The sequence below is a fragment of the Borreliella japonica genome (assembly GCF_030438115.2).
Taxonomy (GTDB): Bacteria; Spirochaetota; Spirochaetia; order Borreliales; family Borreliaceae; genus Borreliella; species Borreliella japonica.
In genome coordinates this window covers 1-14,803 of sequence record NZ_CP179507.1, presented here as the reverse complement: position 1 = coordinate 14,803, position 14,803 = coordinate 1, and the positions used below count along the sequence as shown (strand labels likewise).

Here is a 14,803-nt window from a genome sequence, read left to right as displayed (position 1 = left end):
ATATTATCCTTTATATTTTTCTAATTTAAATGTTTTCACTACCTCCATTGACAGACTAACTTCAACTTCATCGATGAAGGGAGTGTCCTTAAACGAAAGATTTGTAATTATAGCTAATTCTTTAAATCCAAAAGTTGGACTGTAGATAGTAAAAGGAACTTGAGCCTGCAGTCTATTGGATAGTTGTTCTTTTACAAGGTGAGAGTCAAAGCGGAACAAAAAATTCTCAAAAACAGTGGTTTTAAATATTGAAAGCATATGTTTGTACATAGAAGTTAATATCCCACCACTTAATGAGATATGTTCTCCTGTCATTACGGGGTTGTAGCTTACATATTGCGCTTTTCTATCATAATAGTTGATAACTGGTCGTTTAGAATAACTAGTATTATAAGACCGTGAGATTAGCTGGGTTTTTGGTTTTATAAAAAACAATTGTGGCACATATCCAAAACCTCTAAAATCTGGTCGTGGGTATAGCAATAAAAAGTTATCTGCTCCAAAAAGAGCAAGTAGTTGAGTCCCTATATCTTTTATTAATTGAGAAGTCTCTTCACACGACATTTCCCCTTCTTTTTTATTTTCGCAATTGTCACTATTTGCATTTATAATATCCGTAGAATCCTCTTTTTCTGCAGGCGATATTGTTTTATTATTAATAATATTTTTATTGTTAATGTCCATAAGTAATTACCTTTTACTACAACTTAATTCCAACAAGCCCTGCCAATAACTTCAGAGCGGCATATGCGACTTTTGCCGCCCCTGAAGATAATCCAGATAATGAGCCTATTGCACTTTGGAACGCATTGGAAATTGCAGAACCTATAGAACTTGCAACACTTGTAGCCATTTTGCTTATAATTCCGGTAATGCCCCCTGTATTATATGTTTTTATTAAGTCTTCGACCCAATCAATTATTCTTGAAGCACCCTCAAGCACCGGTTGCATACCCGCAGCAGTCACATTCATAAGAGATTGTTCAAGTTTGGTTAAATTGCTATCAATCTTTTCTTTCTCATCAGAAAATTTTGTAAGGCCGAAACTTGCGTAATCACGATGCATTTCTGCAAGTTTCTTAAATCTAAAGTTATAATCATTGCCCCGAGCGTCTCTTTCATAGTTATCTTTTGCTTGTACCGTATATTTTTCGCCTTTTATTGTGCCCTCCATTGTATTATAAAGGTTCCCATATCCTCTAATATGCGCGTCAACAAGTGCTGCAGCCTCTTTCATGCTAGCATGACCGCTAGATACAAGATCGGCCATCATTTCCCCCGTAAGTTTTAATCTCTCTGGAGTCAATTGTTTCATACTTGTTAGAGTGCCCTTAATAAGAGAAAATTGCCGCAGAAACTCTTCTTTTTCTAAGTCACGCTCAAATCCTTTCCTATTATTAAGAATTCCCCCGGTAATATTCCCTTCCTTATCTTTAGTTCCCATAAATAATGCCCGTTGTTTTTCTGTATAAAATGCGCTATTGAGGTGTTGTGCTTTTTTCTGTTGAGAAATTGCTTCAACTGATTTTTTAATCCAGCCGAACACAAAACCAAAAATCCCACCACTTACTCTACTAACAGCGTTGCCAATAACAGTTCCTAGAGCGCTACCTATAGCAATTTTGGCAACAAGTCCTTTCCCTTGAGAAGCCGCTAGCATTTTACTTTTTGCTTTTGATTCTTTTGCAAGCTCTTTATACTCAAGGCGCCTTTTATCTCTATCAGACATTAAAGACCTTTTGAAAGCTTCTTTTCGAGCTTTTTCAAAACCCATGCCTTGTTTCATAAGCTTTTTAGTTTGTGTAAGTCTATATTTCTCAACACGCTCTCTTAAGCTTTCAAATTTAGTTTGTTTGCTTAATTCTTTTTTCTTATCCGACAAATTACTTTTTACAATATCTTTAGTACTACCCAAACTAGATTTTTTAGGCTTAAGATATTTTTCCATTTTGGTAATATCTTGTTCGATAGCTTTTTTTGTTGCTGCATGATCAAGAACGCCCTTAAATTTAATGGTGAATTTGTCGCTCATTAATCCCTCATTTACTTAAAATTAATTCATACAATTCTTTTTCTAATTTAAGATCAGCAATACGGTTAACTTCTAAAAGCTCATCATAAGGCATTTTCTTAACATCATCGTATGAGCAAATATTCATAATTACTGGAAAATAGTATTTATCGTTTTTTATCTCTTCAATCAAGTTGAAATACTTTTTTCTAGTCTCATTAAGACTTGCAATAGCTTTGTCAATATCTTTATTTATTTTCCTCATTTAGCAACTAGTTCATTAGAATTTGATGTAAGTGAAGCAGCTACTTTTTCATAATCAAAATTATCATCGATATAATCAAAAGTAACAAAATCGCCAACATTATTTTCGTATTCACTCAAATATGCTAAAGCGGGTTTTTTAAGGTCATTATCTGCGTGAAAAGTATTGAATTGCGCGGTGTAGATAATAGCAACAAGATAGTCCTTATAATAAGAGATAAATTCTCTATTTGCATCTAGAATTACATAAAATTCGTCTAAAAACTTTGGACTTATCATTAAGCTTGTAATTTCTCTTAAGTATTTAACTTCATTAAGCTTATAAATAGCGTCGCTTTGATTAAATCCTAGTACTCTATCCCATTCGTAGACTGGTAATACTCTAAGTGGGTATTCATAGGTTTTATTTTTGGTTAAAATTTTCATTTTATATCTCATTATCATGGAAAGATTCTCCTTTTAGCTTTTATTTGGGTGTGTTTTTTGGCAATTAATAGCCCTAATCTCAAAAGTCACTTTTTCAGCTTCTGCTGAATAACTTCTTGAGGGTTCTTCAGTGAAAATTGCATGGTTAGAAATAATTTTGGTAGCAATTCTATCATTGAATGCTAAATCAAGCATTTTATCATATTTGCTAACATCCATGTTATAAAACTGATCGTCTGCAATTTCAGTTAACGCAATATAGTCATGACTGCCTAGAGTGACTTCAATGTTGAAAATATAAGTTATAGTTTTAGGGTCACGTAAGCTTATTACAGGAAATCCTTTGTCTTCAGTACTAACAACTGCTCTTGTAGTAGGCTCGCTTGTAAGCTCTAGTTTACCACTGTGCAGTTGTATACCACCGATTGAAAAGTAAACTTCCCTTAAATCATAAAATTGCATAATTTTTAACTCCTTATACGTTTAAACTATTTTGATAATCAACTATATCTTGAGAAGTAATCACTAAAGTAGCTGCATTAATACTAAAGTTGTAAGTAATATTCACGCTAAGTTCCAATTTAAGCTGTTTGGTGCCTGATAGGGTAAGCTTTAAGTTCTTGTATTCTACAAGTAGTCCCCTATCAATAAACCGTTTGAGTAGGCATTCAATTGCTGAAGTATAGGCATTATCTCTAGCGCCACTAAGTTGTAGTGCAGATAATTTACTATTTTGTCTATTGTTTTTATTCCAAATTCGAATAAGCTCAACAATAGCCTCATTTTTTATGTAGTGGTAAGTAAAAATCTCGTCTATTGCTTTACCAGAAAGATCAACACCCTCCTTAAAAGCAGATATACCGTCAAGACCAGTCTCGTTAAGAAGTGAGTAAAAGTTAATTTTTGCATCCCTTAACTTTTTAATTACAGCATCGTCAAGAAGTGGTGTAGTAGCTAATGGCATACCATATGGATTAACAGAGTGGAAAATGCTTGCTTGATGCAAATATGCACTTATAAATTTAAGGTGTAAATTATCTCTATTATTGCTATAAACAACAATATTTCTTTCTTTCTCAAGATTGCTTTTATCCTTAAATAGTTCTTTTATCTCTTGCTCTTTAGTTGAGAATACAAAAAAGTTGAAGACATTTTAAACTTGGCATAGTCATCTTTATAAACAGTTAGTCCATCATCTGAATTGTCCCCTTCAGTATTAATAAGCACAACAAAAGAGTGCCTATACGCTTTAAGATAGTTTTTAAGTTCCTCGGGCTTATCCTTATAAATGAAAAGAACAACTGATTTTAAGGACTCTTCAGTTGAATTGAAAAAATTTGACATTGCGGTTTTCAATAGTGTTTTTTCTTTTCCAAACTGATCTTGTCCATTTCCATTATCTTTTTCTAAAGTTTCAATTTCTTTTTCATAGTTATTAACAGTCAAACTCAATGTTTTATAGTTAGCAGCATCTTTGTTAACTTTAATTTTGGCTGTTTTGTAGACCAAAAGTGGATTGTAATAGTTGGGTGTATTAGCTTGAATGCTAGAGTCTACCAAACTTACACTAATTGTATTTTCAGGCAATTACGTACTCCTCCTTTAAAATTTCAATTGCTTTTACACTAGCATTAAATGCTACAGATGCACTGTATGCATGATTGCTATATTTTGTACCTAAATTTATTAGTCCAACTGCTTGCATATTAGATGTTGGGTAAATGTAAAAGTTGATTTTATTTACATACTCGGGTTGAGATTGATTTTCTAAAGTATACTTATGGACTCTATTATGTAGAAACTCGCTAAGCATACCATAAAGTATTAGCATACGCGAATTAGCATCAAAATCTTTAGCATTTAATACTACTGCAATAATATATATTTGGAAATTCACACTAAATTCCAAAGCATTTTCATAAAATGCACCAGTTTTGCAGTCATGATCAAATAGATGTTCTGTACCATCAAATTTCAATGCTATTATATTGGGGCTAGCAGCTGTAATTTTTGAAAGGTACGGATGATTGTAAGTATTTATAATATCGCATTCAAAATTATTTTCAGTTGCATAGACCTTAAAGCCTTTAAATATTTGGATTAAATGATTTAAAATCGAATCTAAAGTTACAATCATTCAAGCACCTTATAAGTTAGTTCTGATAACATTTTTGATGTATCAACAAGTGGGATTGATGCAGTGCTACTACCTTTTCTTAATTTGCTTTTGATTGTACTATCCTTTAAACCCGGTGTAACTTGCCCTGAGAGTACATAATTCTCATAGTATCTTACAAAAGCTTCTCCAATAGCACTCATTCCTAATTTAGGCTCAATATTGAACTTAGAATTTATATAACTATTGTTGATGTATTCTCTAAATTCAGAACTACCAGCAATTTTAGTTAAATGTTTTCTTACTGGTAATTTAGCGCCGCCTTTCTCGTGCATTCTAGCAATATTAGAACGACCTCCAAACCAACCAATTTCCAATTCAATTGTAAAGTCTAGTCCGTCCATATAAATTCCTTTAAAACCAGCGTAAAGTATCCTATTGAAGAGTCAATGCTAAATATTTCAAAGTAAACCAAATCTGAAATTGATATTCGGTCTTTTAGTTCAAAGTTAAGATCTTGATATGTGTAAAGTTTAGAATACCCTTGAATATCAGATATATTGGAGTCATAAAGCATTGCAAGTTCTTGTGGTTTTATGTCAATAATTACTCCAGCAAATTCGGTGTACTTATTCTTATCAAATACTCTTTGATAAGAATCGTCATTTTCAAGTTTTACAACAGTGCCTTTATAAAATCTTAAAGGGCTAGGATCCTTAAAAACGTTGATCATACGTGTAGACATATCTGAGAGTCTTTTTCTAACGCCACTCACTATACAACTCCTACACAAGACGGCGTTGAGGTTTCTCTTTTTAGTTTTTCTAAAAATGCATCAAGTTGTGAACAAAAGTTCTTATTTGACCCACAACTTTCTCCACCACCTTCTTCGCCTCCACCACTGCTAGGATAATAATCAAGTTCAAGCTCATTGAATTTCTCTTTTTTAATCCTCTCAAATTCAAATTCTCGAACAACCCCTTGCTTTCTTAATTGACAACCCATATGATAAAAGGTAAGTAAAAATATTTGTTCATATGTAAGTGAACTAGCGTCAATACCACGTGTTACCAAAATAGCTTGAAGTAAAGATAAGTGAAGTAGAAAATTTTGCCTACTTAGTGCTAGTTGATCTATTCCTAATAGCAATAACACTTGAGAATGAAGTTTCGTTGTTAAGAGTTCTTCTTCATTTTCAGCTTGTACTTGCAAGTCCTTTTGTTCGCTCATTTTATTTGCCTTATCTTATTAACTTTGTTTAATGTTCACTTGCAAAATAGTCTTCTTGGTAGCAAGTAGACCTCCTAAAACAAAATCAATGTATGAATGCGCAATATCAGTTGAATCCTTATCAACTTGTTCATTTGGTGTAGGCAACATGTACTTGCTAGGCTTAAATTTAATAAGCGCTGAGTTTAACGGATAAATGAGTATTTGATGTTTTAGCAAGTTTGAAGTTTCAATATAAACATCTTCTCGATTATTAATAGCTTTAATAGTTTGGATCAAAACATCTTCCCATTTTTCACAACTTGATGTAACAGCTTGGCCTACTGCATATGGTTTTACCAATTTCAATGAAGTTGCGGGGTCAACTATCACCATCATAGGTGTAGAAAATTCGTCGCCTAACTCTAATTTTGAAAGTCCTGCTTCAATTTTTTCAAATATTTTATCCATCTTATCCTTATCACCTTGTGCAACTTCTTCTTTTATCTGTTCCGGCATATTAAGTAGTCCGTACATATTAGGAAGTAAACGTTTTTGATTTTTTCCGTCCTTTTGAATTGAAACAGTTCCTGTTAGTACAAAGTGATTAATAAGTTTGATAATTTCACTACTTGCAAGCTTATAAGCTTGAGCAAAAGGCAATAAATTATTATTAATGTCGCCAATATATGAGTCTGAAGTGTAAAATTTTTCAGAAGTCTGCTTTAAATGTCTAAATTTATATTGTAATTTTAAATAGTTCAGTCTAACTACTTCAGAACTAAACCCAATAGTTGAGATAGTATTAACCTCATTAGCAATTGTTGTAGGATTAGCATTTAAAAACGCGTCCCATTTTACAGTTCTTTGATATCCCATTTTAAGATCAACATCTTCAATCTGATCAGGTAAAAACCATTTATACATAATGGGGTCTTTAACTTCTCCTATAATATTAGCTACAGATTTTGCATAATAATTTTCATCGTAAAGTTCCATTTAAAACCTCCTTAATTTTTTTAATTTTTACTTACAGCTTTATTTCCAAACACTGCTACTTTTATTAAATAAACATCATTACTAATTTGCTTTGCATCAGATAGCGCTATTGCATTAACAGTTGTCTTATTTTGTCCTCCTGAGACCTTTTCTAGAGCGCCGTCTTTATTAAAAATAAGCTTGTCTTTTGCTTTAGGTGTAGAATCTTTTGCAACCAGGTAACCCTCAAAATTATTTGTAATTGGAACAATAGTAGCTGTTTTGCTAAACTCGTCTACATCAATGCATATTCCGTATAAGTCTTCACCGCCTCCGGCCTCAACATGGGGCTCATAGTGAATTTCATCCTTTTTTTCTTCTTGAATAACTCTTTTTACTCCGCGCTTATAGGGATACCCCGAATATGGATGATTTTCCAACTTATCAAAACTACTAGTTCTAATGCCTCCAGAAGCAAAAAATTGTACGTTTTTGTCCCTAAACTCAATAGAATTGCCTAGTAAACTAGTATAATGTTGTGGATTTTTCATAAACTTTTCTAGTTTACTGCGCTTTTCTTGATACTCTTTTACTAATTGCGTTGTATCTGCCATTAACTTTCCTCCTTTTAACTTCTTTAGTCTTAACCACCAGCAGCAACTACTGTTTTCTCAAGGCCTCTATTGCCAAAAATTGTAACTTTTATTAAATTAATTGAATAATCTTGTCTTATGTTTTCAGCTTGTTTATCCTTATCTTCTGATGCAAACTTGATTGTAAATGAATCAGAAAGTGCATAAGCATTAATTAATGTTGGGGGCCCACCATCAGCCTTGATAATAACTCCATCTGAATTAATGTCTAATATTTGACCCGATTTTATACTAGGATTTCTTGTAACAAGGTACCCCTCAAAGTTATTTGTAATTGGCAAAACATACGCAGTACAACTAAATTCGCATACATCAACACATATGCCATACATATCATTATCAGCACCAACCTCAACATATACGGAGTTCTCTTTTGGAACAAGTTTAACCCCACGCTTATATGGAAAACTCTTTTTTGGATCGTAGAAATATTCTTCTATTTTGTCCGTATAACTTGAACATGCAAATGTATAAGCATCAACTAGCTCATTCTTAGACTGAAAACAACCACTTGAACTGCTAAAAACCTTATTTTCAACAGAACTCATTGATTTTGCATATTTTTTGAATTTCAAAAGAATATCATCAAGTTCTTTAACCGACTCAAGATATGGGTCCATTACTGCATCATCTTCAGCTTGTCTTGCTTGACGCCTAGCTCTAGGAGCAGCTGGAATTTCTGCCTGCAGACCTAATTGTGGATTATCATCAACACCATCCGGAACTTGCTCTTTACCTTTTAAAGCCATTTAATTACCCTTTTAAAGCTCTATTTCCAAAAACGCTAGCAAGTCCTATATATAATTCTTCAGTCAATTTATGTGTCTTTGAAAGTGCTATGGCATTAATAGTTTTATCAGAACCACTAGTCTTTTCAAGTTCTCCCTGCGCATTAAAATGCAGCTTCTCACCCGGCTTTATATCAGTTCCTGGTTTCTTAAATACTAAATATCCTGTAAAGTTGTTTGTAATTGGAATTACAGTTGCCATACCAGTAAACTCGTCTATATCAGTGCATACTCCATACAAATCATCACCACCTCCAGCCTCAACTTCAAGTTCTGATGTACCATCAGCACTAAAACTAAACTTTACTCCGCGCTTGTAGGGATACCCTTTAGCAGGATAATTTTCTATTTTGTCTTTACTACTAGTCCAAACTCCATCAGAATTAGAGTAAATTAAATTTTTATCCCTAAACTCAATAGAATTGCTAAGTAAGCTAGCATTTTGCTGGGGATTTTTCATTAATGCTTTAATTTCCTCAACTTTTTTATCAAACTCTTGTTTAATTTTTGTAATATCACTCATTAAAAACTCCTTTAAGCAATGTTTCTTCTGTTATCTCTTTTTAGATTTTCATAAAATTGAACTCGTCTTTGCTTGTAAGTATTGCTTAAAGCTTGCACAAACTCTGTGAAATTAATTGGTACAAAATTAGGATCAAGCAAACTTACTCTCTCTTCTGATTTAGCAATAATATTTCCTTTAATAACCTCAACAGAAGATGAATTGCTATTAGCATTTTTTCTTAATTTGATATTCACTTTAGCCAAAGAAACAAGTTGTTCTAGTATCTCTCCATCAATATGGCTTATGTCTGATACTTTGGAAATAGCTTTAACTTGCTCAATTGGAACAAACTTGCGAACAAGTTCTCTGCGTTGTGCCTGCATAATGTCTTTTAGAGTATATCCTTTTGCAAGTAGTACCTCTTTATTGAAATGACTGCTAAGATGCGCTTTTGCAAGTGTATCAATTTCATTAATGCGCTCTGCCTCCAGTAATAATTGCTTTTCAACACGCTCTCTCTCTTCAACTTCAGCAAGTTCTTTTGTTATTCGCTCATTTATACTTAAATCACGAGTTGTTTCTTTAGGTTTTGCATTACTTGCTTGTTCTTTTAAGCTCATATACTCTTCAAATTCCTGGGTGCTTATAACTTTAGTATCAGATTTAACTTGATGTTCTTCTTTAACTTGATCCTCAATTATTTCTTTCTTTTCATTTTCAATCACTTCTTAACTCCTTTTCTCAAAATGAGAATAATTTTTCTTTTAAAAAAGCTCGTTCCTCGTTATTGAAAGAACTGCTCTGTATAAGATCGTTATATTTGCTATAAAGCTCAATTAGCTTAATATCTCTTTCCACCTTTTGATCATCACTCAACATCACTAATGAATTGAACTTCATATCAAGTCCAAAATACTTATTAAGCTTTAAATTACAAGCATTCTGGATTTGTTCTTGTACACCTTTTAGAAAATCATAATAATTGCTCCTATCACCTTTACCATCATTTCCAAGTCCTTTAGCTTGCTCGTTGAAACTTCTTGTTAAAGGCTCCTTAGTATCAGCACCAATTTTTGCTTTAATTAATGCTAAGGCCTCTTTTAAATAGGTAAGATCGTATTTAATAACTTCTAAACTAGCACTCGGAGTAGCTGTGTAAAACATCCCCTCATTACTTAGATTGCTCTTAAGCCTAGCAAGTTCACTTGCCAATGAGTCATTAAGACTGCGTAAATTAGAAATATCTTTACTATGATTATTTGAGTTTTGTTTTCTTAGAAAGGATGATAAAAAGCTATTGCCTTTTTCATTATTACTACTCTGAGTTAGCGCACTCAAAGACGTTGTTGCGCTAGAAAGCGCGTCTTGTAGCTGCACTAAAGACTCGTCTTTGTAAAACAAAAAATTGTGGTTTTCAATACGTTTTTCTATTTCAACGTATATCTTCTCAAATAGGTAAATATCTAGCAAAAAACTTTCCGTATAACACGGAACATATCTTTTTAAGATATAATCAAAGTTTTCGTATATTATAAGTCGATTTTTGTGTATTTTGACCGTATCAAAAGAATTGCTTCCATTATTAGTTCTTACTTTGTAAGTTACATAATCAAAGTCAACCCCCAAGTCTCTTACAGATTCATAATCAAGGTATTCAAATCCAATAGGTAGTTCTATATTAACAGGTCTTTCAAGGTCTACTAGTGTATCTTTAGTTTTTACTAAAATGTATCCAATTCCATGAAAACGGAAGCTTATAATACAATTTAGTAAAGCATTTTTAAGTTGCACTTTTAATCTAGCAAGCTCGAGCTCACTAACATGACTAGTAGTATACTCAAGAATAATTCCGTTCTTAAGACAATCTTCTGCTACATTTTCTATGTAATTTCTAAAAAATATTGAATATCTATATAGTTCCAGTGAACTTATTTTATCTATCAGTTTTGCTTTTCTTAAATCATACATTTTTTACTTCTTATTCTTAATTTTCTTAATTAAATTAAATTTATAATAGCAAAAACTAATATTTTTGTCAATAAAATTTACAAAAATCTTTGATTGCCAAAATGAACACTTCTATCTCTATATCCTAAAGACAACATCAAATATGCAGCAGATATTGCATCAAGCGCGTCATCGGGAGTTTTATTATCCCCTTTATAAGCGTAAATATCGCTAAATACAGTAGAACTACTATACTTTGCAATATAAAGTTTTTTGTAGGTAAAAGGTGTAATTAACAATGCTATTCTACTAAACTTATTAGACTTTGGCTTTACTGGGGCAATTCTAAAATATTGACTCATATTCTTTCTAAGAGTCATATATTCACGCGTCAATCCTCCAGCGCCTTTAGTATTGTCTCTATCTTCTATGTAAAGCGTGTGTACATTGAAATTTTGTAAAACAGTCTTGACCATATTCATAATATAAGGGTCAATAGCCGGTCGTTGATCTTGAAATACAAAAGCATAGTACTTATCATCGACTCTCTCCATAACACATAACGCAGTATTATCACCTCCAATACTAAACGCTGGGTCTAAATATGCTATCGGGCTAGTAAATACATAGTCTTGCATAATATTAATTTGTGTGAAAATTGAGTCGGTGCTTGCTATCCACTCTCCTAGCAAAACTCTTGCCTTGTATGCTGGTATATCTTTATAGAGTTTCTCTTGAGTTTTGATAAATTCTTTACTTAGGAGAACATTATCGTAAGTTGTAAAATTATATGTCTTAAAAGTAGCTGTATTATTGATATAATCAGTTTTGAAATAATGTTCTGGATGATCTGGATTGGTATCAAAAATAATAGTTTCTTGCGCGCACCTAAGTCTTTTTAATACTTCCTCTAAAGTTTGCTTATGTAAAGTAGTAGCCTCATTTACAAAAATGAGTGCTGAATTACTACCCCTAAACCTTTCAAAATCACTTGCCTTGTCCCCTCCATATAAATTAATCCGTAGTGAATCAATCAGTATATATGAATTATTCCTATGTCTTGGAATATATGAAATATTAAGAAGTTTGCATAGCTTTTCAAATTGCCCCAAAACATTAACTTCAACTGAACGTTGAGAATTGCCTATGATGAAATTATTAGTATCACTGGAATATAACTTTTTATTTGCAATTAAACTTTTAATAAACAGATAACACGCAAGATACGTTTTGCCGCTAGCTATACCACCACTAAGTATAATTTTCTTTTCGTTGTTCTTTTGGATACTTTTTATAACCCTATTTTGCTTTACGGTTAAATATTTCTCTTCAAACTGAGCAAAATTAACCAAAGAGTTTGTTGTTCCAAAAAATTTAGATATATCAACTCCAAACTGATTTTTGTATTCCTTTTGAAGTGTTGTAAAAAATTTTGTTTGATATAAATTCACTTGTACCCTTTACTACTTTTGTAGTTACTTTTACTCTCAACTTCATGAGCAGAAGTTAGCTTTTTCATACATTCATAGTAAAGCTCCATTTCCCTTATTGAACACTCCTTTATCAGGTCATTAAGCTCACTCTTTAACAAACTAATTTTTTCATTAACATTATTTTTCTTGTTACATTTTTTATTCAAAAGGCAATTTCGGATTGTAAATCTTCTATTTTTAAATGCATGTTGGCTAGTTCAATGCTTGCATATTGTTTAAATGCTCGTATAAATCCTAATTCTAAATTAGAGCGCTCTAAATCTAATTCTCCCTTAATTTTTCTAGCTTTAGCTTCTGATTTAAAAGTTTGGGCTACAAGGTGTTCAAAAGTATCTTCACTAATTGTTACTCTAGAATTATCACCAACAGAAGTTTCCCCACTATCCCATTTTTGTCTCATTCTCCATACATTTACTCTAGAAACTCCCAGTTTCGATGCTATTTCTTTATCATCCAATAATCCTTCTCTAAAGTACGCAACATAATCATCAAAAGAACGTTTAACTTTTTTCAAAAAATTTCTCTAAAGTAACAAAATTAACAAATTGTTACTCTAAATAGTAAAGCAATTTGTTAATTTATTAACACAAACTGTTAACTTCTTTATACCTATTGACGGGTGTTTAATATTTATTGGCTTTTATTGATTAAAAATATCAGTTTATTAAAGTTAATTTTCCATTTTCATCCGGTCCATAGATTTCTATTATTTCTATATTAATAATGCCTTCTTGAACTTCAAAAAACTTTAATTTTAATAAATATTGTGTATTTTTTGTAAGTTTATTAATAATATTTTTAATATCTTTGCTTTCACGGTTTTTAACCTTAAATACAACTCCTCCGTCAAGATCTCTACTATGAGGATTATTCCGAAACTTTAAATTTGAGGCTTTAATCTCGTAAAAATATCCTTCAAAATAAATTATGTCATTATTTTTAATGTCGCCTTTCTCTTCAAAAGAATAACGAATACTTTGTATAGAAAATGGATTATTTTTAACACGTCCATGGGATTTCTCATATTCCATTTTCTTTTTCTTTACTTTATTTTCAATTATTTCTAAACTTTCTTGTTGAAATTTATATTGTTTAATACTTTGATTGTTAACTCTAACTAAATAATATACGGGTATATGATCTATATAATCCATATTTTGATATCGCAAAAAAATATAACCATATTTATCAAAATCTTTCGTGACAAGTTCATGATTTTGTAAAATTCTGATCATAGTTTGCTTTTCAAATAAATATAGATATGTAGAATGAATATTGTGTTCATATTCTTTGGCAAATTCATCTAAATTAAATTTGTAAATTTTAGATATGTTGCCTCTATAGTATTCATACTCTTCTTTAGATAATTCTTTTTCGGTCAATTCCTCTTTCAATTTGTAGTCTTCTGTGATTGATTTAACTGGCTCTTCTTCAAATATCAATGCTAATAAAAAACATGATTGAAATAATATTATTATAGGAATAAAAAAGTATAAATTAAATTTTGTTTGATAAGTTGGTTTAAATGCAATAAAACAACTTATTTTTTGGTAATTTACGCTTTTGAAAACCATTTTTATTCTTTTTTATCTTCTCTAAAATCTTCTATACTATTGTTAAGTTCTTCTTCAATCTTTTTAAGTGCACCCTCTATTATTCCACTTGACATATCACTAGTATCAGTATCATTAGAATAACTTACATTTAAACCTAAATCTTTAGCTTCTTTCCAAGCTTGTTGCCCACCGCCCCTTTGATTTCCAACTTGTGCACCATAAGTTTCTCCAGTTGCACTATCAACTTGCCTTTTATACCCTTCAAATTTTGTCTTAGCATCTTCTAAAGCCTTTTTCTTTTCTCTTTTTTATCTTTTAAAGTTTTCTCAAGTTCTTTAATTCCTTTTCAAGTTTTTCTTTATCTTCTTTTTTATCTTTAAGTTTATCTTCTAATTCTTTTTCTAATTTCTCTAATTCTTCTTCATAACCAGAATATGTTCCAAGAGTAGTTTTATCATCAGTTTTTTCTATTTTCTTCTTTAAATCCTTATTTTTTCTCTAATTCTTCTACTTATTTGATTTTTGTGATTTTCATATAACATCTTGACCTACTTGTCTTGAACTTGCCCTTGTGGTCATCAGCTTGCATTATTCTTCTTTAACTTTTGAAGAAACTTCTGATCCGAGCTTTTTAATGCCTTCAGTCAACTCTTCTTTTTTTGTATCTAAAAATCCCTTAACTTGTTGTTTTGCACTTTCCACTGAACTTTCTAAATCTTTACTACTTGCATAATTCTTGCAAGAACTTATCAATGCAAAAACAGCACAAATAATAAACATTTCTATCTTTTTATTCATAAGTTACTCCTACTCCATAAGCCTCAAAGATAATGCAACCTCCAATAAATTCAATTTTT

The 14,803-nt window shown here is 31.5% G+C and carries 17 protein-coding genes and 3 pseudogenes; all 20 read right to left on the bottom strand.

Annotated features, from left to right (window positions below):
- Positions 1-3 precede the first annotated feature (3 nt).
- On the bottom strand, positions 4-684 hold the full coding sequence (locus tag QIA21_RS06715) for a DUF792 family protein (protein ID WP_418905786.1): 681 nt from the start codon (positions 682-684) through the stop codon (positions 4-6).
- A 16-nt stretch (positions 685-700) separates the two neighbouring features.
- The gene (locus tag QIA21_RS06710) at positions 701-2,032 is read right to left on the bottom strand and encodes a DUF759 family protein (protein WP_418905785.1); all 1,332 of its coding nucleotides are present in this window, start codon (positions 2,030-2,032) and stop codon (positions 701-703) included.
- 7 nt (positions 2,033-2,039) lie between these two features.
- The gene (locus QIA21_RS06705) at positions 2,040-2,276 is read right to left on the bottom strand and encodes a DUF1322 family protein (RefSeq protein WP_418905738.1); all 237 of its coding nucleotides are present in this window, start codon (positions 2,274-2,276) and stop codon (positions 2,040-2,042) included.
- Positions 2,273-2,719: a DUF1473 family protein gene (locus QIA21_RS06700; protein WP_418905737.1), complete on the bottom strand. Its 447-nt coding sequence runs from the start codon at positions 2,717-2,719 to the stop codon at positions 2,273-2,275. Before QIA21_RS06700 ends, QIA21_RS06705 begins: the two co-directional genes overlap by 4 nt.
- Before the next feature lie 15 nt (positions 2,720-2,734).
- The gene (locus QIA21_RS06695; RefSeq protein WP_006434231.1) at positions 2,735-3,163 is read right to left on the bottom strand and encodes a DUF1463 family protein; all 429 of its coding nucleotides are present in this window, start codon (positions 3,161-3,163) and stop codon (positions 2,735-2,737) included.
- A 13-nt stretch (positions 3,164-3,176) separates the two neighbouring features.
- Positions 3,177-4,288 (bottom strand): annotated as a pseudogene (locus QIA21_RS06690) (DUF787 family protein).
- On the bottom strand, positions 4,281-4,838 hold the full coding sequence (locus tag QIA21_RS06685; RefSeq protein WP_418905784.1) for a DUF764 family protein: 558 nt from the start codon (positions 4,836-4,838) through the stop codon (positions 4,281-4,283). Before QIA21_RS06685 ends, QIA21_RS06690 begins: the two are co-directional and overlap by 8 nt.
- Positions 4,835-5,221, bottom strand: a complete 387-nt coding sequence (locus tag QIA21_RS06680; protein ID WP_418905762.1) for a hypothetical protein — start codon at positions 5,219-5,221, stop codon at positions 4,835-4,837. Before QIA21_RS06680 ends, QIA21_RS06685 begins: the two co-directional genes overlap by 4 nt.
- Positions 5,209-5,592, bottom strand: coding sequence for a DUF1506 family protein (locus QIA21_RS06675; protein WP_418905733.1), 384 nt, complete (start codon positions 5,590-5,592; stop codon positions 5,209-5,211). The genes QIA21_RS06680 and QIA21_RS06675 overlap by 13 nt, the downstream gene beginning before the upstream one ends.
- The gene (locus QIA21_RS06670; RefSeq protein ID WP_418456171.1) at positions 5,592-6,047 is read right to left on the bottom strand and encodes a DUF3890 domain-containing protein; all 456 of its coding nucleotides are present in this window, start codon (positions 6,045-6,047) and stop codon (positions 5,592-5,594) included. Before QIA21_RS06670 ends, QIA21_RS06675 begins: the two co-directional genes overlap by 1 nt.
- 18 nt (positions 6,048-6,065) lie before the next feature.
- Positions 6,066-7,025 (bottom strand): hypothetical protein, encoded by a 960-nt coding sequence (locus QIA21_RS06665; RefSeq protein WP_418905732.1) that lies wholly within the window; start codon positions 7,023-7,025, stop codon positions 6,066-6,068.
- Positions 7,026-7,045: 20 nt separating this feature from the next.
- A complete protein-coding gene (locus QIA21_RS06660) occupies positions 7,046-7,618 on the bottom strand; it encodes a DUF228 domain-containing protein (protein WP_418905783.1) in 573 nt (190 codons plus the stop codon).
- A 29-nt stretch (positions 7,619-7,647) separates the two neighbouring features.
- Positions 7,648-8,406: a DUF228 domain-containing protein gene (locus QIA21_RS06655; RefSeq protein ID WP_418905730.1), complete on the bottom strand. Its 759-nt coding sequence runs from the start codon at positions 8,404-8,406 to the stop codon at positions 7,648-7,650.
- Between the two features lie 4 nt (positions 8,407-8,410).
- The gene (locus QIA21_RS06650) at positions 8,411-8,968 is read right to left on the bottom strand and encodes a DUF228 domain-containing protein (RefSeq protein ID WP_418905729.1); all 558 of its coding nucleotides are present in this window, start codon (positions 8,966-8,968) and stop codon (positions 8,411-8,413) included.
- Between the two features lie 11 nt (positions 8,969-8,979).
- Positions 8,980-9,675, bottom strand: a complete 696-nt coding sequence (locus QIA21_RS06645; protein WP_418905728.1) for a DUF1357 family protein — start codon at positions 9,673-9,675, stop codon at positions 8,980-8,982.
- A 16-nt stretch (positions 9,676-9,691) separates the two neighbouring features.
- The gene (locus QIA21_RS06640; RefSeq protein WP_418905727.1) at positions 9,692-10,918 is read right to left on the bottom strand and encodes an anti-CBASS protein Acb1 family protein; all 1,227 of its coding nucleotides are present in this window, start codon (positions 10,916-10,918) and stop codon (positions 9,692-9,694) included.
- A 77-nt stretch (positions 10,919-10,995) separates the two neighbouring features.
- Positions 10,996-12,348, bottom strand: a complete 1,353-nt coding sequence (locus tag QIA21_RS06635) for a PBSX family phage terminase large subunit (RefSeq protein WP_418905782.1) — start codon at positions 12,346-12,348, stop codon at positions 10,996-10,998.
- A pseudogene (locus tag QIA21_RS06630) lies at positions 12,345-12,904 on the bottom strand (DUF603 domain-containing protein). The gene QIA21_RS06635 and the pseudogene QIA21_RS06630 overlap by 4 nt, the downstream one beginning before the upstream one ends.
- Positions 12,905-13,046: 142 nt before the next feature.
- Positions 13,047-13,832, bottom strand: coding sequence for a hypothetical protein (locus QIA21_RS06625; protein WP_418905781.1), 786 nt, complete (start codon positions 13,830-13,832; stop codon positions 13,047-13,049).
- A 329-nt stretch (positions 13,833-14,161) separates the two neighbouring features.
- Positions 14,162-14,744: pseudogene (locus tag QIA21_RS06620) on the bottom strand (hypothetical protein); the annotation flags it as partial.
- Between the last annotated feature and the right edge of the window lie 59 nt (positions 14,745-14,803).